This window comes from Shewanella sp. AC91-MNA-CIBAN-0169, from assembly GCF_040310165.1.
In the GTDB taxonomy this organism is placed as follows: domain Bacteria; phylum Pseudomonadota; class Gammaproteobacteria; order Enterobacterales; family Shewanellaceae; genus Shewanella.
On record NZ_JBEOPM010000029.1, the window covers coordinates 1 to 20,800 of the forward strand.

Below are 20,800 nucleotides of genomic sequence, written 5' to 3' on the forward strand. Positions count from 1 at the left end.
AAATCCCCACCAGAATACTGGTAGGGATTATCTTTCATCTGCAAGATCGGTCAAGTGCCCTTAAACGATCGGCATTGACTTTATTAACGACCTTTTCACCCGATAATAAGGTGGAAAAACCAAAACATTCTCCTTCGCCAACACGGTCAACCAATACACCTTCAGGATCGCGCACTTCAAATGCACCACTGCGCACAATGTACAATTTCGGATTGTCTTTATCGAACTCAACAAAGGCAGACGCTTTACTGTAATAACCGACGCTAATCTTTCTCGCACAATATTGAATACTCTCTTTAGGTAGCGTGTCGAAAGGCGAATGTGCTGCTAAAAACTGCTCTACGGGTTGTAACTCACTGGCATCCATTAATCATTTCCCTATTGTGCATGGGCGAACAATATCACTATAACAAAGCGTTTCGCTTATCTGCTATAGGACTAAAGCCCAACAAAAAGAGCGCCTAAGCGCTCTTTTTAAACAGTGTTGATTACAGCAGTTTAATGATCGTGTGCTTCGCCTGACCCTTTAGGGAAACGAATAGACTCAACCATTGCGACTATTTCGTCAGGAATTTTAGCGGTAACTTTACTGACAGCAAAAGCGACACCAAAGTTAACCATCATTCCCACCATACCAATACCTTCTGGTGAAATACCAAATAACCAGTTTTCAGATGTATTCGATGCAGGATTAATAAACTTAAAGTAGGCGATATAACTAGCAGTAAATAATAGCCCGATCACCATACCTGAAATAGCACCTTCTTTATTCATGGTTCTAGAGAAAATCCCCATGATAATAGCAGGGAATAACGAGGCTGCTGCGAGACCAAATGCAATGGCCACCACCGCGGCTACGAATCCAGGAGGATTAATACCAAAGTAACCCGCCATAACAACCCCGAAACCAGCAGCTATCCGTGCATACATTAACTCTTTCTGATCCGAAATATCCGGCATTAGATTTTTCTTGAGTAAATCGTGCGACACAGAGGTTGAAATTACCAGTAATAAACCCGCAGATGTAGACAATGCTGCAGCTAAACCACCCGCGGCAACTAATGCAATAACCCATGCAGGAAGATTGGCAATTTCAGGCGTGGCAAGAACCATAATATCGCGGTCAATGTTCATCTCATTTTTTTCACCATTGGTGTAAAAAATCTTGCCATCGTTGTTCTTATCGTCCCATGTAATTAAACCCGTTTTTTCCCAGTTTTTAATCCAAGTTGGCGCAGTTTCATAAGGCACGCCAGTTGATTCTGGTCCATTGATGGTTTCAATCATATTAACGCGAGAGAAAGCAGACAATGCAGGAATAGTGGTGTACATAATAGCGATAAATACTAAAGCCCAGCCCGCAGAAATACGCGCGTCTTTTACTTTAGGAACAGTAAAGAAACGAACAATCACATGCGGTAAGCCAGCTGTACCAAACATTAATGCACCGGTAATAAAGAACACATCTATCATCGACTTGGAGCCTTCGGTATATTGGGAGAACCCGAGTTCTGCCGATAATCCATCGAGCTTATCGAGTAAATACACCCCCGTACCATTACCTGCGGCATCAATCATCTCAGCGCCAAAACCAATTTGCGGTAATATGTGACCTGTCATCATTACTGAGATAAAGATAGCAGGAACCATAAAGGCAAAAATAAGAACGCAGTATTGTGCTACCTGTGTGTAAGTAATCCCTTTCATGCCACCTAATACAGCATAAAAGAATACGACTGCCATACCAATGTACACCCCTGTTTCTACGTCAACTTCTAAGAAACGAGAGAACACTACGCCAACACCACGCATTTGGCCTGCAATGTAGGTAAAACAAATAAAGATGGCACAAATAACAGCGACTGTACGTGCCGTCTGAGAGTAGTAGCGATCACCAATAAAGTCCGGAACCGTAAATTTACCAAATTTACGTAAATAAGGCGCCATACATAATGCTAATAGCACATAACCGCCGGTCCAACCCATTAGATAAACTGAGCCATCATAACCAGTAAAAGATACAATACCGGCTAATGAAATAAACGATGCTGCTGACATCCAGTCGGCTGCAGTTGCCATACCATTTAGAACAGGGTGAACACCACCACCTGCAACATAAAACTCTTTAGTTGAACCAGCACGAGTCCAAATGGCGATCCCGATGTACAGCGCAAAAGTCGCGCCGACAATTAAATATGTTAGTGTTTGAACATCCATCTTAGTGCCCCTTAGTCTTCCTGAACATTGTATTTTTTGTCTAATGTATTAGCTTTCGCCACATAAACAAAAATCAGCGCCACGAATACATACATTGCACCCTGCTGCGCAAACCAGAAACCCAGTTTGAATCCCATAAAGGTAATTTCGTTTAACACATCTACTAATAGAATACCGCAGCCAAATGACACTGCAGCCCAAATTGCAAGCAAGCTAAGTACTAAACGTAAATTCTCACGCCAGTAACCCGCTGCCTTATCGTTATTTTCGAAACTCATTGCGACTCCCCTAAGTTATTTTTTGTAAAGCCATTGTTAATTTAGCAATTCAGGGGGCCATCACAATCAAGACCTTAGTCGTACTTGATTAACAAACGTTAACGTAAAATATTAAAATGTATAAAAATCAGATGATTGAGAAATAATGAATTGAAATGAACTTCTTGTTTTTCAATTTAATTAGACCAAGGTCGAACAAGATTTCGCCATTAAAAGATTGAGATCTGCATCACAAAAGATAAAAAGGAATATTTGTGAGTAAAAAAAACTTCGTTTGCGTTGAAATCTGTTCTATTTCCTGAGATAAATGCTTAGATAGGAATAAATCTTTTTAGAATACAAATAATAAGGATATTTTTTTGACATTGCCTCGCATTAATCAACAACACCTTTTATTCTCAATTATCTTGGGAGTAATAGGATTGTTCATCAATTGTTACCCGATACAATTTTTTGCTAACGTGCAATTTGTATTAGGTAACACGGTGACTGTCATTGCTGCCGTTTTATTGGGGCCTTGGTATGCCTTTTTGACCGCAATGATGGCATCAACAGGATTAATGTTGATATGGGATAGCCCGCATGTTTACTTATTTTTTGGGCTTGAAGCATTATTTTTAGGCTATGCCAGACGCCGTGATATCTATGCCTTATATGCCGATGCCGCTTATTGGTTATTTATAGGTGCACCAATGGTGTATTTATATGTGGTTCTATTGATGGATATACCGCCATCTCACTTAGGCTTTATTATTTCAAAGCAAGGCATCAACGGACTGATATATACCAGTATTGCATCATTACTTATTTTAGCTATTCCAAAGTTATGGTTTTTAAAAGACAAAGTTAAAGACCGCAACCGTAGACAATTAAGCGCGCAACTGACTTATTTCTTCACCTTAATGGTGACGTTAACATTATTGTTTTCAGCGTTAATCTTTAATTTTTATTTTTTAGAACGTCAACAAGTCATGTTAAAACAAAACATGACGGAAGCGGTCGCCCACCTATCGACCTCTGCACAAAATTATATCAAAAACCATCAAACTGTGATCCAAAATACAGCAAGTCAATTAGATTTAGTTGCCGATAAACCAGAGCAATGGCAAGGCATTTTATCAAGCTCACATCAAAACTATCCCGGTTTTATCAGTATGTTGATCGCCAATCCGGCAGCCAATATTGTGGCAGCCAGCCCAGTATCAAGACTATTAACACAGCAATTACCAGAACAAAGTATCAACATTAACGATAGAGATTATTTTATTGAGTCATTCTATAACCAACGCCTATTCGTATCATCTGCCTTTCTGGGCCGCGGTTTTGGTAATGACGCGATTATTGCCATGAGCGCTCCCTTTTATCTCGATGAGCAACGCACACAAGTAGCAGGAATAGTAGAAGGTTCGCTTGATTTAACTCATTTTTCACATATTGATCAAGTAAATGAATATACCGAAGATGAATCTGTAGTGATGGTTGATGAACAAAATCAAATTATTTATGCTTCTAAAAAACTCGGTTTAAAACCACTTTCACAATTTAATTTCGCAATAAATAAAGGTGTGTATCGTGCCAATCTTGAGTTAATCAATATTCACAATACTACCTCAATTGTGCCTGAATATATGTATGCTCACCGGGAGCTCGATAATGGTTGGACAGTGTATATTTTAAAAGAATTTTCGCCGCTACTAAAACTCGCTGAAGAACAAATGTTCAGTAGTTTTATCATGCTGTTGATTGCATTATTGGGTACCTTCTATATTTCAAAAAAGCTCAGCGCGTTGCTAACGGTGCCATTAGAAGCTGTCGCCAATCAATTCAGTCAGTCATATTCAAGTCCAGAAAAAACCTCGGCAATTGACGATAATTCACCCAGAGAAGTATTCAACCTGTATCAACGATTAGCAGCCAGTAAGCAACAACTCATCGCGCATCAAGTCGAATTAGAAGAGACTGTGGCTAATCGTACCGCGGAATTAGAAAAGGCCAACAAAAAACTCACCGAGCTGGTTGATAGAGATCCGTTAACTGGCTTATATAATCGCCGTTATGCTGAACGTAAATTTGGTGAGTTAGTGGATTTTTGTTTGCGAAGCAATCAGGCCATTACTGTTGTATTGCTTGATTTAGATTTCTTCAAAAAAGTAAATGACAATTATGGCCATTTAGCTGGAGATGAGTGCTTGCGGAACGTGTCGCATTTATTACAGAAATACTTTAAACGCGACATTGATATTGTGGCCCGTTACGGCGGAGAAGAATTTTTGCTTATTCTGCCTTTGTCCAATACCTTACATATTGAACACCATCTCAATGGCTTTAGAGAAGCACTGTCGCAATTAGAAATCACCTCACCCGAAGATAAACAGTCATTCAACGTGACGGTCAGTATTGGTGCTATTACGGCCAGTGCTGATTATGAAGCTGAACTCGATAAGTGGATTAAAGTCGCTGATGATCATCTCTACCAAGCAAAACAACAGGGACGTAATAAAACAATTATTAGCATCATTAGCGACTAATGTTTACTGGTTTACTGGTTTACTGGTTTACTGGTTTACTGTCTAATAGTGACTCAGATTGATGCCCTTGAGTAAACTCATCAATGCGAGTCATCATATAAGGATAAAATGGATTCCACTTCTGACGCAACATGTCATCGGCCGTCACACTGAAAATGCCCCGTTCACCTTGATAAATTGCTCTGCCAATTTGGATTTTATCCGAATCAATACCTGGTAGAGGCCCGTAAAGGGTATCTTCAATCGGAAAACTTAACGCCACATGAGATAAAGAATACACATCATTAGGCCAAGTTAAACTTAACGCTAACACATCATCGGTTATCGATTTATCAGCTAGCTCCCTAACCTGAACATGATTATCTTGTTGCGGATCATTTTCAACCAAACTTAAGCGATAAGGTAATTGCTTTGGTAGCCAAAATGGAGCAAAAGTCGCCAGTGGATCTTGAAACAGTAATTGGTTGTTACTCTTCGTCCTATTGACGTCAAAGAGCACCAATTGATGGCCTTTGTTTAGCGGCAATTTTTGATATAGCAAATCAACCACAGCAAGTGAAGAGACCGTATCATCAACAACTGACTGAAACGTTAATATTGCAGGAATAGCATCAAACTGTTGCGGCGATAATGACGCTAATAAGGTCTGGTTACGCTGAGTTAACTGATATACAACATCGCCAGCATTAACAGCAAAAGACCGATATTTAAAGGGATCATATTCCGTTTGAATGCTGTTCCAATACAGTTTATCTTGGCCGAGTAATTTACCCAGTTTAGCTTGCCAATAAGCGCCTGCTGCAATGGGAGCAAGACCAATGGCTGGTGATAACATGACCATACCGGCAAAGCTTGTAGGCTTATCTAAACTGATATTCTCAAGTTCATGGTTTAATGCTAAAGCAGCTCCTGTCGAAAACCCGACCACATAAATCGGTTTACCGGGTAATTGGGCAGACAAGCGGGCAACAGCAAGTGATACCGCCCCAGCAAGATCAGGCCAAGTAATATCGGTTAATCCTGACGGAATGGTACCGTGTCCTGGCAAGCGCAACCCTAAAACATAAGCCTGATGTTGATAATGCTGCGCAAAATGCGACATTACATAAGGTGAGTCAGACATGCCGTGTAGTAATAAAAGGCCAAACTCAGCTTGGGGGTTTTTCCATTCGAAAGAACGATTCCAATTTTGTTGCCATAACCCAGGGTCAGACAGGCTATTACGCTCATAACGATTAATTGGGGATGCTATTTCAGGTTGATATTGACGGTAAACCTGCTGTTCTACTTCAGCAAAAAGTTTATCTTCTAATTGTAAATATTGGCTAAAATCAGTTAAACCAGACTGTTGATGGTATTCAGAGGTTAGATGTGTCGTGTGCCATAATGATAAATTAGGCCGCGCATTAAGCATCCAAACAGCAGTAATAATTAACGCTAACCCAATACCTAAAGCACCATAAAATGCGGCAAATAAAAAATGTTTTGTCGATCCAATCACAATTGCACGCATAATTACCTTAAAAAATAGATACCGAATACAAACAAAAATATAGCGTAACATTTACTGCTGAACTGTCAGGCACTTACTATTCATAACAATACTGGAAATAATATGTCATCAGGTTTATATAGCCATATATGGGGACCGATGAATCCCGATATCATTTTTTATTTACCTACGCCTCCAGAGCTACCCGCGCACTGGCAAGCCACGCATCCCGATGCAATCACACAATTGGTCACATTAAATGGTAATCACTGGCGGAAAATTGTCACCATAATGGCGAAGATTTGCTGTTTAGAGCACGATATTAATGCTAATAAAGGGATTAATTGGAAACAGATCCGTGACCAATTATTTAATGACCATCATGACCCACAAACCGGAAAACACATCAACACTCCATCACGCTTGCATTGCCAATTACGTATTGTTAACCCCAATATTGAACATCACGACGAGGTAGTATTTCTTCCTGAATTTTGGCATATTTTATGTGGTAAAGAAGCCCAGCAACGTATGGGAATATCCGATCCTCGGCAGTATACATCACTAGATGAAAAGCAGAAAATACAGCACCAGCACACGGTGTTACTGACGCCATATTTAGATTATCGACAATATGCTAATGCGCTAATAGAACTCACCCGACAACACATCACCTTAAGCAAAGTGTAAGATATTAATCGTAAATCGTCGGAATAGGCTCACGTTTATGCTGGGTACGTTTATAGATACTCACCAATTTATCTTCCACAGACTTAGCAACATCTTTACCTTCTAAGAAGTCATCAATTTGATCATAGGTCAGCCCTAAAGCGACCTCATCTTCAAGTTGAGGTTTATTGTCTTCTAAGTCAGCTGTAGGGGCCTTTTTGACCAATATCTCTGGCGCGCCTAAATAGGCTGCTAATTGACGTACTTGACGTTTATTTAAGCCAAATAACGGCGCTAAATCGCAAGCCCCATCGCCCCATTTGGTATAGAAACCAGTAATATTTTCCGCACTATGATCAGTGCCCACAACAAGGCCGCCCATAGCACCTGCGATATCATATTGGACTATCATGCGCATTCGGGCTTTAACATTACCCTTGAGAAAGTCAGTCTTAGCAGCGTCTGTTGATGCTAAACCCGCGGCGGTGAGACCCACTATAGTGGCATTATGGATGCCAACAACACCATCATGAACATTCACGGTCACCTGTTTTGAAGGCTGAATAAACTGACAGGCTAGCTGAGCTTCAGCTTCATCTTGCTGGACATGGTAAGGTAAGCGCACTGCAATAAACTGATACTCGTCACTGGTTTTTTCTTGATTAAGGCTATTCACTGCCAGTTGGCATAAACGTCCAGCAAGTGATGAATCAACACCGCCACTGATCCCCAAGACTAAAGTTTTGCTGTGAGCATCTGATAATTTTGCCTTAATAAAAGCAATTCTGCGTTGGATCTCAAACTCAGGCTCAATAGCCTTAAGTACATGCATCTCTCTTAAGATTTGTCCTTTCACGTGACGCTCCTGATTGCTTATTAATATTCTGACTTTCGGTGCCTATTCTATAAAAATCTACACAAAAAAAAACGATAATGATGCATCATTATCGTTTTATTTTTATCGATGACCAATCATCGTTCCCAATATGACTCTTCTAGACTGTCTTCTCGCTCTGGTAAACCACGAGATAAACGTGGACTATGCTGCGCTAACACTTCGTATGCAACGCGATTAGCGTATTTACACACTTGTGAAAACGACGAATAACATAAACCATCTCGTTTATGTTTACTCGAACCAGGCACATTGGTTTTATGGAACGTATTGGCTGATAAATCATGAAGCAACGCAGACAAAGCTCCATCACCAGCACCATTGGTATTACGAATTAATTCTGGTCCACCCATGTAAGGGGCAATGTGAGCGTACACTTTTATTGGCGTATCGCAATCCACTTGTAATTTAGGGCGAGAAAACTCATAACGGTTAAATTCAGGAATGGCGCCCGGTAATAAGGTATGGCTGGTTTCACGCTTTTCAGCATCTTCAGTATAACCCGCAGTATAAAGCCCTATCGCACCCGCCGTGGTTAGCACCATGTCACACCAATCTAGCGCCATTTCACTGGCAAGCAACGGGTCTTTAAAACCCGTTAACGCTTCACCTTCGTCTTCATTCATGGCTAAAATAGTGACATGCTCATTAATAAAATTTTGCCACCATTGCGGATCTTCTTGAATTAAAAAGCGTGTCCCTAAGGTTAACACCACTGGTACATCGGCTTCTTTAGCGTAATTAATGGCCGTCATTGCCGCATCTGTAATGCCATCACCTTCGCTTGCTCGCATCAGGTATGCCGTTAATACTAACGCCGAACTGCCTTGTATCACCTCTTTATCGATATACTCAGGTGTTAGCTTATCCATCGCGCCTTTACTGATAGCAAACGTGCGTTCACCACAATCGGAAATTAACGTAAAGCAGCGACCGATAGGACCATCGACAGGTTGTAAAAAGTTGAGGTCAACCTTTGAGGAAGTGTTACATAAATAGCGATATGCATAGCTACCCACCATAATATGCTGGCTCATAACCCCAAAAAGCACTGAGCGGTCATCGGCTAAAATCGAATAATTATGGACGGTGTTACCAATAGTGCCACCGGCAAATTCATCGCTGATCATCTCATTGGATTTAAGTTCATGGTACAAATTATGGGCTTGCTCATCATTAATGAGAGTAGAGTTGCCTTTAGGTAAGCCATATCGCTCAAGTAACTCGTCTTCTACTTTAGCCTCGATATCAACCAAGGTTTGATCGATACCGCAAATGTAAGTAGAAAAAGGTTGAGGCTGCTGCGTAAGTTGAGCCAATAACGGATCACGACTGTTTACAGGGAAATAGTGTTTGGACTTACGTTGACCAGGAAACTTCATATTGGGCTCTCATAGCTTGGCGTCCGTGCAAGTGTGAAATTAATTACCACTGACACTCATTCAATTTTATATGAGTCGTCATCCGCGAAAATGGCGGCAGATTTTATCATAGGTAAGCGTCAATCCTATATCACTTTTATCACATTCACGGCCTAAATATGTTCCGTTGAGGTCATCAGTCTTATTTTATTAGTTTTTGACCTACGCCGATATATTGCCTCTGGCTAAATCAACTGGACAATATTAGTCCGTTCAATCACACATTAACCTCAATAGTGCTGTATTGAATAACTTAAGTTTGGGCTGATAGATTGGGTAAATCGAGTAAAAGGACTGTTCAACAGTCATGTGAAACTTGCCATTGTATGACTATCAAGGCGCATGAAGACTTCAATAGCGAGCCGATGCAATGGTGGCATTAGAATTTGATAATCGTGTTTACAATCTCGAGCGGAGGTTAAATAAACATTGATTCTATATGAGTGATTCAATATCAGTTATTCAATATTAGTGAAAAGTATTCCCACTAATATACAGCAACGGTTAGGTTATTCTTTAGGCATAAAAAAAGCCTGCAAAGCAGGCTTTTAATGGCGGAGCTAATCGGCGATTATTTTAATACGCTGGCTAGTTGCTCACTCACTTTAGCGACAGATTGAGTACCGTCATACTTGTTGTACTGAGTCTTACCAGCAGCAGCAACTTTGCCATAATAATCAACTAATGGCTTAGTTTGCTCATGGTAAATGCTTAAACGCTTGCGTACGGTACTTTCTTCGTCATCTGGGCGGATAGATAAATCTTCGCCAGTGACATCGTCTTTACCTTCCACTTTCGGTGGATTGAACACCACGTGGTAAACACGACCAGAACCAGAATGAACACGACGTCCGCTCATACGCTTAACGATTTCTTCATCAGGCACATCGATTTCGATAACATGATCAATCTCAATACCATTTTCAGCCATAGCATCAGCTTGAGGAATTGTGCGAGGGAAACCGTCAAGTAAGAAGCCTTTTACGCAATCTTCTTGAGCAATACGCTCTTTCACTAACCCAATGATAAGATCGTCTGAAACTAATTGACCTGCATCCATTACTTTCTTAGCTTCTAAACCTAATGGCGTACCAGCTTTAACCGCTGCACGTAACATATCACCAGTTGAGATCTGTGGGATACCATACTGTTCCATAATGAACTGAGCTTGGGTACCTTTACCGGCACCTGGGGCACCCAATAAAATAATGCGCATCTCAAAAGTCCTCTTTTAAGTTTGTGTTCTTTTTAGGGCGGCGATTTTCGCACATCTGCCGCACTTTTAATAGCGCTTTTGTTATGACATTAGACCAAGATCTAATAAGGGTTGTAACAAAACAGCTTCAATTTGTTTAATACAACAAGGTATACAATTTACGGCGATATTGATTGGCTAACGTATTGCCCTGACCTATCGCGGTTAGAATTTCCATGAAGACTTGTTTAACTTTGCCATCAGCAGCACTCATATCTTTTTGTAAAATAACAAACAATAATTCAAGGGCTTCTTCGTTACGTTGAGCAACATTTAATGCTTTGGCTAATATAACAACTGCGTCTAGATTATCAGGTTGCTCTGCGACATTTTGTTGCAGCTGACGAATTTCTGGAGTATCTGCCGCATCTTCCGCTAAGGCTAATTTAGCCACTAAATTATGATAGTAACTATCTTGATCCGCTAAACCTATACGGGCAAGTAGCCTTTTGGCTTCTGCGAGTAAACCTTGCTGTAACGCCACATCAGTCATCACCAATGCAACTTCAGGTGCTTGTTGTGAATCGATAAAAATTGTTTTTAACTGGTCAGAAATTTTAGCTAAATCTTCTGGCGATAACTCACCTTGGGCTAATTGCTGCTTAACATCATCAAACTCTTGTATCCACATTGGCGGTAAATGTTTGTCGAGCAAATCACTAATTTGTTCTTGGCTTTGCGCCCCAGAAAAACCATCAATGGGTCTACCTTTATCTAAAATCAATGTGGTCGGTACGTTCTGAATTTGGAAGTAATTCGCAATTTCTAACTCAGTTTCACAATCCACTTTAGCGAGAATAAATCGCCCACCTTGGCTATTGGCAAGATGCTCCAGCGTCTGCAACATTTGTACACTTTCGGGCTGTTGTTGCGCCCAAAATGCTAATACCACCATTTTTTGCATTGAGGTATCAACAACTTGTTGAATATTATCTTTAGTAAGATTAATGAGGTAGTCCATATTGCCTCCGCAGAATGACAAAAACAAAAGCGGACTTATTGTCCGCTTTTACTGCTTAAATCGAGTTTACTTTACACTCGCCAATAACATTTGATTGGTCAGTTTAATAAACGCTGAAGGGTCAGCCAAACTGCCTTTCTCGGATAACAATGCCTGTTGTAATAACAAGTTAGCCCAATCAGCAAACAATTGCTCGTCAGTTTCGTTATTCAAATGCTCAACCAAAGGATGCGTTGGGTTAATCTCAAATGTTGGCTTAGACTCTGGCACAGGCTGACCAGCTGCTTGCATCAGCTTAATCATCTGCGTCGACATTTCACCTTCGCCCGCTACCACACACGCTGGCGTGTCAGTTAGGCGTGAAGTAACACGAACCTCAGAAACGCTGTCTGCTAACGCAGCTTTAACACGCTCAATTAAACCTTTAGACTCTTCGGCTACTTTGTCATGCGCTTCTTTATCAGCTGCATCTTCAAGTTCACCTAACTCTAAATCACCACGTGTCACTGAATGCAACTTCTTGTCTTTGAACTCAGTTAAGTGATTAACTAACCACTCATCGATACGCTCAGACAATAACAATACTTCGATGCCTTTTTTACGCAGTAACTCAAGATGAGGACTATTAGCAGCAGCTTCATGACTGTCAGCAACGATATAATATATTTTGTCTTGACCGGCTTTCATGCGCTCAATATAGGCCTCTAATGACACTGTTGTTGCGGCAGAGTTGTCATGAGTAGAAGCAAAACGCAATAAACCTGCAATGCGTTCTTTATTAGCAAAGTCTTCTGCAGGGCCTTCTTTTAATACTTGCCCAAATTCAGCCCAGAAAGACTGATACTGTTCTGGCTCATCTTTAGCCAGTTTTTCAAGCATGCCTAACACACGTTTGGTGATACCCACGCGCATTGCTGTTGTTACTTGATTATCTTGTAAAATTTCGCGAGATACGTTTAATGGCAAATCATTTGAATCGATTAATCCACGTACAAAGCGTAAGTATGTAGGTAAAAACTGTTCCGCTTCATCCATAATAAATACACGTTGAACAAACAATTTCAAGCCATGCTTATGGTCGCGGTTCCACATATCCCAAGGCGCTTTAGCTGGGATGTACAGTAAACTGGTGTATTCTTGCTTACCTTCAACACGATTGTGAGACCATTTTAATGCGTCGCTGTAATCGTGAGAAATGTGCTTGTAAAATTCTTGGTATTCTTCTTCCGTGATGTCTGACTTATTACGAGTCCAAAGCGCTGTCGCTTTGTTCATCACTTTCCACTCACCTTCCGTTGCCGCGACTTTCTCTCCATCAGGGCCGTCTGACTCAGGTGTACCTTCATTCCACATTTGAACTGGAACAGAGATATGATCAGAGTACTTAGTGATAATTGAGCGTAAACGGTAATCGTCTGCAAATTCAGTTTCTTCGTCACGTAAATGCAGCACAATTTCAGTACCACGTTCATTTTTAGTGATACTTTCTACATTGAATGAACCTTCGCCTTCAGATTCCCACAAGACACCTTCGTTAGCAGCATGGCCGGCAGCGCGAGTGCGTACAGTAACTTTTTTCGCCACGATAAAGGCCGAATAAAAACCCACACCAAACTGACCAATTAATTGTGAATCTTTTGACGCTTCGCCTGAAAGATTATTAAAAAATTCTTTAGTGCCAGACTTGGCGATAGTCCCTAAATGTTCGATGACGCTATCGCGGGTCATACCAATACCATTATCTGAAATGGTGACTGTGCCCTTTTCTTTATTCGCACTTACACGAACGCGTAAATCACCGTTACCTTCATATAAGGTATCGTCAGTTAATGCTAAATAGCGAAGCTTATCTGCTGCATCGGCCGCGTTTGAGACTAGCTCACGTAAGAAAATCTCTTTATTCGAATACAGAGAGTGGATCATCAATTGCAGAAGTTGTTTTACTTCGGTTTGAAAGCCATGAGTTTCTTGTTGTGACATGAGTATTTCCCTTGGTGTTACGTTTAAACAATCACGAGTCGAAAAATCCACTCGCCTAAAATTCTGTGTTAACCAAGAGATGGGGGACGTTACAATATTTTCAAGGGGCAACACCGCCTTGTTGAATAATAAATCATCAGATAAGACCAAATCGGCTCAATATGACACATTTTAGCAGCCTGTTTTCCTCATGACGCATCCATGGTGGAATAAAAAATGCCAACAAATCTAATTATTAAACTTGCTGGCATCTTGGTTTCTAATCAGGTATGCGGCTATTACAGCGGAATACGACCATTAAAAGATAACGCTAAGGTGGTGCTATCAACGTATTCAAGCTCACCACCCACGGGAACGCCATGTGCGATACGACTAATCACCACATTGTGTCTTCTGGCCATATCAGCAATAAAATGTGCAGTTGCATCACCCTCAACGGTCGGATTGGTAGCAAGAATAAGCTCGCTCACGTCATCTGATGTTAAATGGCGTTCAAGTAACGCTAAACCCAACTCTTCAGGACCAACACCGTCTAACGGCGACAAGTGCCCTAACAGCACAAAATAACGGCCATTAAAATGACCACCAGCTTCAATAGCAAGCACATCAGCAGGCGTTTCAACCACGCAAATGATCCCAGTATTGATGCGACGATGGCTACTGCATATAGGGCATAAATCTTGTTCGGTAAACGTACGACAACTTTGACAATGCCCTACCTCAGACATGGCTTTTTGCAACGAATCTGCGAGCTTAAGGCCCACTTTACGTTCACGCTCAAGTAATTGAAATGCCATACGCTGTGCAGACTTAGGGCCGACGCCAGGCAACGCACGTAAAGATTGAATTAATTCATCGACCAAAGGACTAAATTTCATAAAATTGCCAATACCTTAATAGCTAAACTCATTGTAATGTCATGGTGAAACCGTCTTGTGATTGGCTAAGCCAATATGCGGAAACACCAAAGCAGTGCGATTATTGTCTGTGCAGCGTTTGAATGCAAAGATTAAAACCTCTGTTGCAATAAATGAAGCCACAATCGACGAATTAACAGTGTTCTTATTGAAAACGTTAACTCTATGACCACAGCCATCGTAGGTACGTGAATTGCTCAACGATTACTTTTTAGTAAAAAATTACCATGATTACGGGAGCAGATTAATAACGAAAAAACGTGTCGCTACAGCAATTTAAAACCAAGCAAACCAAGCAAACCAAGCAAACCAGCTTAAAGATACTCTATTGACTCATCTTTATGGCTTTAGACACAACCGCAAATAAGGCGTTAATTAACTTTTGAAAGCCATCACTTTTTTTGTTCAATCCATCTGATATTCTACTATTCAGAACTTAATATTGCCTGTGAGGACCTAAGGAGGTCATTCACGATAATATTAAAAACACCACCAAAAATATGAGTTTTCAAATTAAAGTGTCACCTATACAAGGACCCAATATGCAAGATACTTTACCATTATTAGCTAGTGGGTTGGTTATTTGCGGAGCGCTAATACTTGCAATGGCTATCACACCGGTATGGACGATATTTAACCGACTTCCAACCGGCGAATTGAGCCACAGTTGGGGGTTTCTTATTTTGCTGATCCTGTTTTTCATCACAGGTTATGTCATTTACGCTAAATTTTGCGTGGTTACATTTTCTCAACCACTCGATTTAGTAGTGCCAGTGATATTTTTTTGCGGAGCTATTTTTGTATTTGTTGTGTGTAGCCTATCCCTCAAAACCACCAGTGACATTATGCAGATACATGCCCTTAAACAAGAAAACATCACCGACTCACTAACAGGGATTTTTAACCGTCGATACTTAGATCGTCGCCTCAAAGAGGAAACACAAAGGGCGCAAAGTTATTCTAAACCACTATCCATCTTCCTTATCGATATTGACCATTTCAAAAACATTAATGATAAGTATGGCCATCAGATTGGTGACTTAGTTTTGAAAAATATCGCCCAGAACATTAAAATGTCGTTAAGAGAATCAGATATAGTGGCTCGTTATGGTGGTGAAGAGTTTATTGTCATCCTCCCGCTAACCCAAGTCTCCACATCTTATACACTTGCTGAACGACTCAGAACGATTATCGAAAACACTCAGTTAGTACTGCCTGGTGAGTCTGAGATAGATATACTTCCCATTGGTGTCACTGTGAGTGTAGGTGTTGCTGGAATGACATCTGAATGTAAAGATTACCAGTGTCTGATTAAAAATGCAGACAGAGCACTCTATCAATCAAAACAAAATGGCCGTAATCAAGTGAGAGTGGCTTAGACAGGACGCAAATAACGTAACAAAAGGCTGTTTGAGGGGATTTTATTATCACGTGTTTAGGTTACTTACCTGAACGATAAGTAAAAACCTTATCCAGCGGTAAATTAAACACCTCTGCAATTTTAAACGCCACTTCAAGTGTTGGAGAGTATTTATTTGACTCTATTGCCATCACCGTTTGACGCGTCACACCAATTTGTTCGGCCAGTTGCTTCTGCGTCATTTCGTTATGTAAAAAGCGTAACGTACGAATAGTATTTGAAATCCCTACTTTTACATCATCCCGATTATCCATAAATATCACCAGTGCGCCCCTTATACAATTGCACACCGTAATGTGCCAGTTCAGCAGTTAGAAAAGCCACAATTAAAATATGCAGTGGTAAATACGGCACAGTCCGTTGTTGCATAAAATCAAAATCTTGGGCGGCGATATTATACTGAAAAATGGCAAATACAACGCCCACTTGCAAAATGATAGCCGAATATTTATAACCGACTAAACTGATTTGTTTTTCTCTCACATCCATCGGTTGTGATAACTCATCGTCGCTAATTAACGCTAATAAAATATAACTGACAACCATCAGTACAATTGAGTAAATGATGATCTCAAGCAGTAAACTTGATAACCATTCAATAGATGCAAGTTGCTCTGGGGTTGCATTAAACAACTGGCTCAAATAAAGATAGAAAATATAACCTGTTACCAAAAAATCTATCGATAGCGTTAGCTCGCGAAAGCTGGTTTCTTGCAACCATTGGTGTACTTTTTGTTTATTACTCATGTTAACCCCAGCGAACTCAAAGTAAAAAATATTTAACTCACCTCATGATAGTTTGATGTCAATCAATGTCAAATATTTTTTACTTTGAGTTAATATTTAAATGCTTTACATAAGGGTAATAGCAAAGTCTATGGCTGCATGAACCGACACAAGGTTGGTTAACTAAATAGATTGCTTAGATTGGTCAAACTCATAACTTAATGAGTAAAATAACTAAGTTACAGAATAGAGAACAAATAACTTATTGATTATATTTAGTTTTTATTTTGGCGTATAAATTGCTATAACTAGATGAGTTACTCATGGATTTATAGAATAATATTAAGGACATTATTGTGAAAAAAATCATCATTGTTATTGTTGCAGTTTTATTAGGTTACTTTATTAACCTCAAATTTGTTGAAATCGCATACTCATTAGGTTTCGCTGAATTAAAAAAAGAAACACTATTGATAAATGACCAAAAAATGAAAGTGAAATGTGATTCTTATGCCTTAGGTTTTTTTGATAAAGTTAAACTTGAAAATAAATTTCAGCAATGCATTAATGAGTACCAAGCACAAGGCTATGTAATTATTGACCAACAAGCTGCGATGAAAGCGGTTTAGCGCTGTAAATAAAAAAGCTCAAGCATTATGCTTGAGCTTTTTTATTAATTAACGACATGATTAAAATGGCATTTTCATTCCAGGAGGTAATTGCATACCACCAGTCACTTCGGCCATTTTAGTCTTTTGATTTTCTTCTATACGACGGGCTGCGTCATTACACGCTGCGGCGATAAGATCTTCTAGCATCTCTTTATCGTCTTCCATCAAACTTGGATCAATTTCAACTTTACGCACATTGTGGTTACCTGTCATGGTTACTTTAACCAAGCCAGCACCCGCTTCACCCGTCATTTCTGTGCGTGCAATTTCTTCCTGCACTTTAGCCATTTTGTCTTGCATCATTTGGGCTTGTTTCATTAAATTGCCCATACCGCCTTTTCCACCAAACATAGTCGTCTCTCTCTAATTAAGGTTGTTAGCAAGTCGTCATAATGGCGACAATCTTACTGAAATAAAATCGATTGGCAATATTACAGATACATTTTTGAGATGAAGATATATTCATTTTCTGTAAAACCCCCCTATTTGTGTACTTATGAAGCGCTGATGAGTGCAATATCCTGCGCTATTTGCCCTAGTTGCTCCGATGGATATTCAATCGTGTCACTGTCTAACTGAGCCGATAAGTGCTGGATCATCCACTGAACGTTGTCATCAAGCAAAATAGATTGTTGCGCTTGCGCAATAAGCTCCCGATGAAAACGTTTACGTAACTCAAGTGGTGTTTCTCGTTTTTGCACCACACCAATCTGTATCTCAACTTCAGTTGGTCGCTCAAGGTACTCAGATAACGCTACTTGTAATTGATCGATAGCAGTTTGCGCAGACAAATGTTTCTGGTCTGGTTTTAACACCAATACTATTGGGTTTGACAATGTTGGGCACACGGAGTTCACCCCTAATTGCCTAACCCTTCCGCCAACGGACACATTAGTCATTATTTTATACCAATGTAAATCAACTTCATCGCCTTGAATGCTGTGTGGTTCAAATTTGGCGAGCACATTAGATTGAATCACCGGCTCTGCATTAATGTTTTGCGGATCAGCAGCCAGTGAACGGGTTATTTGTGCGCTGGCCGGTTTTTGATGTTGATGACCAGCTTGCTGACTGACTGAACTCGATGGTTGAAATGTTGCTTCAACTGCTGGTTTAGTCTCTTGATTAATATCTGCAAACGCATTAACGATCTCACCCTCTTTGGGCGCGACCCAAGGAGGCCTATCATAATCGGCCACAACTTTAGACTTGTCTATTCCGTTGAGCGTTACAGATGATGCTTCGTTGGCTGTAGGTGCGCTAAACTCAGCCTGTTCTGACTTATCAGAAGACTCATTAGCGGCCGTTGTTGATGTTGATGCCGCAGCCGCTTTGCTCACTCTAGAACTGATTGTTTTTGTAGACTCTTTTTTGGCAAGTTCTTCTTGTTGCTGTAATACACCAACATCTGCAATGAGAGAATCTCGGCTGGCTAACACTTCATCTAAAAAGTCGTCTAAGTTATCATCTGCGCTAGTGAGGTTTTGACGAGCATTATCACTCATCAAGTCGCTGTTATTGTCAACAAGATGATTAACCGTTTTCGGTTCAGACATCGACTCCGAAGCTTCAGTAACATTGTTAGCTTCAGTTATCTCGTTTGAAACCGAAAACGCAACATATTCGTCATGATCCGAGGGTTGATATTCCATTGACGGATCGTCTGCTTCGTCATAATCCATAAAGGAATAGGCATCAAGTGAGCTCTTATCTGCACTATCACTCGATTGGCTATTTTCTACTGTATTGGTGTCTGCTTTACTCGGCACTAATGTAGGTTGCTCTGCAACCTCTTCAGACTCGGTAATATCATTAGCCAAATTTTCAGTATTGGATTCAACAGTTGCTTCAGTATCAGCATTATGAACAACATCATCAGATGAAGTTGCACTAACAACATCAGCTTCGGCAGCTTTATCGACATCATCATTAATAAGCTGGTCAGACTGCACATCGACACTTTTGGGCGGCAATGAGTTAAACCCTAAGCTTTGTGCTTGGTCCAACAATAAAGCTTGCTCAGCAACCAACGATGGCTCGACAGCGATATCATCGAGAACATCAATATCTTCAACTTCGGGGGTCGGCAACTCTTCAGCCTGAATAGCGGGTACTGCTATCGTTAAATCATTATGCGTTTGAGGCAGAACATCAGGCTTTGGGCCTGTTTCAATGACCTCTTGCGCTGAAGTTGATGAGTGATCAATAACACTTAAATCAATATTAGCCGGTGTCGTTGTTACCCAACGTTTTACTTGTTTCTCGGGCGTAAAGGCTACCGCACGAAGCAGTGCCATTTCCAAGCCCGATTTAGGATCGGGAGCAAAGGGTAAATCTTTACGGCCGTTAAGCAGCATTTGGTAATAAAGCTGTACTTGTTCAGGCGCTAATTGCTGCGCGAATGCCAAAATTTGCTCACTAAACAGCGATTGCTGTGCAGCAGCTGGGGCAAATTGAGTTAAGGTGATTTGATGTAATAATTCTAATAAGCTACGCAATACTTCTTCGGCATCTGCGCCAAATGCCAATACTTTTGCCACTGTTTGCATTAATGGCCCAACATCGGCATCACACAAGGCTTTCAATAACGCGAGCACATGTTGCTCATCAATACTGCCCAACATGGTTTGCACTTGTGTAAGCATCACTTGGCCACTGCCAAACGCTATCGCTTGATCCGTTAAACTGAGCGCATCACGCATACTGCCATTAGCCGCTTTGGCTAATAAACTCAGCGCTTGCGATTCGAATGGTAACTTTTCTTGAGTAATTACATACTCAAGTTGCTTGCTAATTTCGTCCTGCGATAAACTTTTCAAATTAAACTGTAAGCAACGGGATAACACAGTAACTGGCAGTTTGTGCGGATCGGTCGTCGCTAATAAAAACTTAACGTGCTCTGGAGGCTCTTCTAAGGTCTTTAGGAGTGCGTTAAAACTACTACGCGATAACATGTGGACTTCATCGATTAAGTAAACCTTAAAACGACCACGGGATGGGCGATACTGTACATTGTCGAGAAGTTCACGAGTATCATCAACTTTGGTGCGCGAAGCAGCATCGACTTCAATTAAATCGACAAATCGACCTTGGGCAATTTCAATACAACTAGAGCATTCACCGCACGGCGTAGCAGTAACGCCTGTTTCACAATTAAGACCTTTAGCAAACAAACGTGCCAAACTGGTTTTACCCACGCCGCGCGTACCGGTAAACAGGTAAGCATGATGTAAGCGTTGTTGGCTCAGTGCATTGGTTAATGCCATTAATACATGGGATTGGCCGACCATTTGTTCAAATTTAGCTGGACGCCATTTGCGGGCGAGTACTTGGTAAGACATGAAATTCCCCACAGAGAGCTATCGGGAGT

The 20,800-nt window shown here is 40.7% G+C and carries 17 protein-coding genes and 1 pseudogene; 4 read left to right on the forward strand and 14 right to left on the reverse strand.

All coding sequences use genetic code 11. The annotated features are described in order from the left end of the window. Positions 1 to 76 precede the first annotated feature (76 nt). The 3 genes and pseudogenes from AAEY98_RS19055 to AAEY98_RS19065 form a co-directional block, all read right to left on the reverse strand. A pseudogene (locus AAEY98_RS19055) lies at positions 77 to 367 on the reverse strand (cyclic nucleotide-binding domain-containing protein); the annotation flags it as partial. Positions 368 to 498: 131 nt separating this feature from the next. Next, positions 499 to 2,217, reverse strand: coding sequence for a sodium:solute symporter family protein (locus AAEY98_RS19060; RefSeq protein WP_101088178.1), 1,719 nt, complete (start codon positions 2,215 to 2,217; stop codon positions 499 to 501). Positions 2,218 to 2,228: 11 nt separating this feature from the next. Further along, positions 2,229 to 2,495, reverse strand: a complete 267-nt coding sequence (locus tag AAEY98_RS19065; protein WP_011637017.1) for a DUF4212 domain-containing protein — start codon at positions 2,493 to 2,495, stop codon at positions 2,229 to 2,231. A gap of 359 nt (positions 2,496 to 2,854) precedes the next feature. Here AAEY98_RS19065 and AAEY98_RS19070 point away from each other — a divergent pair, with 359 nt between their 5' ends. Next, positions 2,855 to 5,023 (forward strand): diguanylate cyclase, encoded by a 2,169-nt coding sequence (locus AAEY98_RS19070; RefSeq protein WP_351018890.1) that lies wholly within the window; start codon positions 2,855 to 2,857, stop codon positions 5,021 to 5,023. Between the two features lie 19 nt (positions 5,024 to 5,042). On the opposite strand, the gene AAEY98_RS19075 is transcribed toward AAEY98_RS19070, so the two are convergent. Beyond that, complete coding sequence (locus tag AAEY98_RS19075; RefSeq protein WP_351018893.1) at positions 5,043 to 6,536, reverse strand: alpha/beta hydrolase; 1,494 nt, start codon at positions 6,534 to 6,536, stop codon at positions 5,043 to 5,045. Between the two features lie 102 nt (positions 6,537 to 6,638). Between AAEY98_RS19075 and AAEY98_RS19080 the strand changes: the two genes are divergently transcribed. Then, entirely contained in the window at positions 6,639 to 7,205 is a 567-nt protein-coding gene (locus AAEY98_RS19080) for a DUF6942 family protein (protein ID WP_351000616.1), read from the forward strand. 4 nt (positions 7,206 to 7,209) lie between these two features. Here the strand turns inward: AAEY98_RS19080 and nadE are convergent, their stop codons facing one another. The 6 genes from nadE to recR all read right to left on the reverse strand — a co-directional run bounded on the left by nadE (position 7,210) and on the right by recR (position 14,574). After that, on the reverse strand, positions 7,210 to 8,040 hold the full coding sequence (gene nadE / locus AAEY98_RS19085) for an NAD(+) synthase (protein WP_351018896.1): 831 nt from the start codon (positions 8,038 to 8,040) through the stop codon (positions 7,210 to 7,212). Positions 8,041 to 8,156: 116 nt separating this feature from the next. Further along, positions 8,157 to 9,461, reverse strand: a complete 1,305-nt coding sequence (locus AAEY98_RS19090) for an inosine/guanosine kinase (RefSeq protein WP_101088171.1) — start codon at positions 9,459 to 9,461, stop codon at positions 8,157 to 8,159. 610 nt (positions 9,462 to 10,071) lie between these two features. Continuing rightward, positions 10,072 to 10,716 (reverse strand): adenylate kinase, encoded by a 645-nt coding sequence (adk, locus tag AAEY98_RS19095; RefSeq protein WP_101088169.1) that lies wholly within the window; start codon positions 10,714 to 10,716, stop codon positions 10,072 to 10,074. Positions 10,717 to 10,852: 136 nt separating this feature from the next. Beyond that, positions 10,853 to 11,716 (reverse strand): tetratricopeptide repeat protein, encoded by an 864-nt coding sequence (locus AAEY98_RS19100; RefSeq protein ID WP_351000619.1) that lies wholly within the window; start codon positions 11,714 to 11,716, stop codon positions 10,853 to 10,855. 66 nt (positions 11,717 to 11,782) lie between these two features. After that, a complete protein-coding gene (gene htpG, locus AAEY98_RS19105; protein WP_101088165.1) occupies positions 11,783 to 13,696 on the reverse strand; it encodes a molecular chaperone HtpG in 1,914 nt (637 codons plus the stop codon). A 278-nt stretch (positions 13,697 to 13,974) separates the two neighbouring features. Beyond that, positions 13,975 to 14,574, reverse strand: coding sequence for a recombination mediator RecR (recR, locus tag AAEY98_RS19110; protein ID WP_101088163.1), 600 nt, complete (start codon positions 14,572 to 14,574; stop codon positions 13,975 to 13,977). Positions 14,575 to 15,155: 581 nt separating this feature from the next. Between recR and AAEY98_RS19115 the strand changes: the two genes are divergently transcribed. Further along, complete coding sequence (locus tag AAEY98_RS19115) at positions 15,156 to 15,992, forward strand: GGDEF domain-containing protein (RefSeq protein WP_351018899.1); 837 nt, start codon at positions 15,156 to 15,158, stop codon at positions 15,990 to 15,992. 61 nt (positions 15,993 to 16,053) lie between these two features. On the opposite strand, the gene AAEY98_RS19120 is transcribed toward AAEY98_RS19115, so the two are convergent. Both AAEY98_RS19120 and AAEY98_RS19125 read right to left on the reverse strand, forming a co-directional pair. Continuing rightward, positions 16,054 to 16,287, reverse strand: coding sequence for a helix-turn-helix transcriptional regulator (locus AAEY98_RS19120; RefSeq protein ID WP_101088159.1), 234 nt, complete (start codon positions 16,285 to 16,287; stop codon positions 16,054 to 16,056). Beyond that, positions 16,280 to 16,780 carry a hypothetical protein gene (locus tag AAEY98_RS19125; RefSeq protein WP_059746794.1) on the reverse strand — a complete coding sequence of 167 codons (501 nt, stop codon included), beginning with the start codon at positions 16,778 to 16,780 and terminating at the stop codon, positions 16,280 to 16,282. Before AAEY98_RS19125 ends, AAEY98_RS19120 begins: the two co-directional genes overlap by 8 nt. Positions 16,781 to 17,115: 335 nt before the next feature. Between AAEY98_RS19125 and AAEY98_RS19130 the strand changes: the two genes are divergently transcribed. Then, positions 17,116 to 17,388, forward strand: a complete 273-nt coding sequence (locus tag AAEY98_RS19130) for a hypothetical protein (protein ID WP_162022812.1) — start codon at positions 17,116 to 17,118, stop codon at positions 17,386 to 17,388. Between the two features lie 60 nt (positions 17,389 to 17,448). Here the strand turns inward: AAEY98_RS19130 and AAEY98_RS19135 are convergent, their stop codons facing one another. Both AAEY98_RS19135 and dnaX read right to left on the reverse strand, forming a co-directional pair. After that, a complete protein-coding gene (locus AAEY98_RS19135; protein ID WP_011637860.1) occupies positions 17,449 to 17,781 on the reverse strand; it encodes a YbaB/EbfC family nucleoid-associated protein in 333 nt (110 codons plus the stop codon). Positions 17,782 to 17,924: 143 nt separating this feature from the next. Beyond that, a complete protein-coding gene (gene dnaX, locus AAEY98_RS19140; RefSeq protein WP_351018902.1) occupies positions 17,925 to 20,771 on the reverse strand; it encodes a DNA polymerase III subunit gamma/tau in 2,847 nt (948 codons plus the stop codon). Between the last annotated feature and the right edge of the window lie 29 nt (positions 20,772 to 20,800).

What these genes read in the sequence shown, in the direction of transcription:
- AAEY98_RS19060 (WP_101088178.1), bottom strand. Translation starts at nt 2,217, where the DNA reads ATGGATGTTCAAACACTAACATATTTAATTGTCGGCGCGACTTTTGCG.
- AAEY98_RS19065 (WP_011637017.1), bottom strand. Translation starts at nt 2,495, where the DNA reads ATGAGTTTCGAAAATAACGATAAGGCAGCGGGTTACTGGCGTGAGAAT.
- AAEY98_RS19075 (WP_351018893.1), bottom strand. Translation starts at nt 6,536, where the DNA reads ATGCGTGCAATTGTGATTGGATCGACAAAACATTTTTTATTTGCCGCA.
- AAEY98_RS19080 (WP_351000616.1), top strand. Translation starts at nt 6,639, where the DNA reads ATGTCATCAGGTTTATATAGCCATATATGGGGACCGATGAATCCCGAT.
- AAEY98_RS19090 (WP_101088171.1), bottom strand. Translation starts at nt 9,461, where the DNA reads ATGAAGTTTCCTGGTCAACGTAAGTCCAAACACTATTTCCCTGTAAAC.
- adk (WP_101088169.1), bottom strand. Translation starts at nt 10,716, where the DNA reads ATGCGCATTATTTTATTGGGTGCCCCAGGTGCCGGTAAAGGTACCCAA.
- AAEY98_RS19100 (WP_351000619.1), bottom strand. Translation starts at nt 11,716, where the DNA reads ATGGACTACCTCATTAATCTTACTAAAGATAATATTCAACAAGTTGTT.
- htpG (WP_101088165.1), bottom strand. Translation starts at nt 13,696, where the DNA reads ATGTCACAACAAGAAACTCATGGCTTTCAAACCGAAGTAAAACAACTT.
- recR (WP_101088163.1), bottom strand. Translation starts at nt 14,574, where the DNA reads ATGAAATTTAGTCCTTTGGTCGATGAATTAATTCAATCTTTACGTGCG.
- AAEY98_RS19115 (WP_351018899.1), top strand. Translation starts at nt 15,156, where the DNA reads ATGCAAGATACTTTACCATTATTAGCTAGTGGGTTGGTTATTTGCGGA.
- AAEY98_RS19120 (WP_101088159.1), bottom strand. Translation starts at nt 16,287, where the DNA reads ATGGATAATCGGGATGATGTAAAAGTAGGGATTTCAAATACTATTCGT.
- AAEY98_RS19125 (WP_059746794.1), bottom strand. Translation starts at nt 16,780, where the DNA reads ATGAGTAATAAACAAAAAGTACACCAATGGTTGCAAGAAACCAGCTTT.
- AAEY98_RS19135 (WP_011637860.1), bottom strand. Translation starts at nt 17,781, where the DNA reads ATGTTTGGTGGAAAAGGCGGTATGGGCAATTTAATGAAACAAGCCCAA.
- dnaX (WP_351018902.1), bottom strand. Translation starts at nt 20,771, where the DNA reads ATGTCTTACCAAGTACTCGCCCGCAAATGGCGTCCAGCTAAATTTGAA.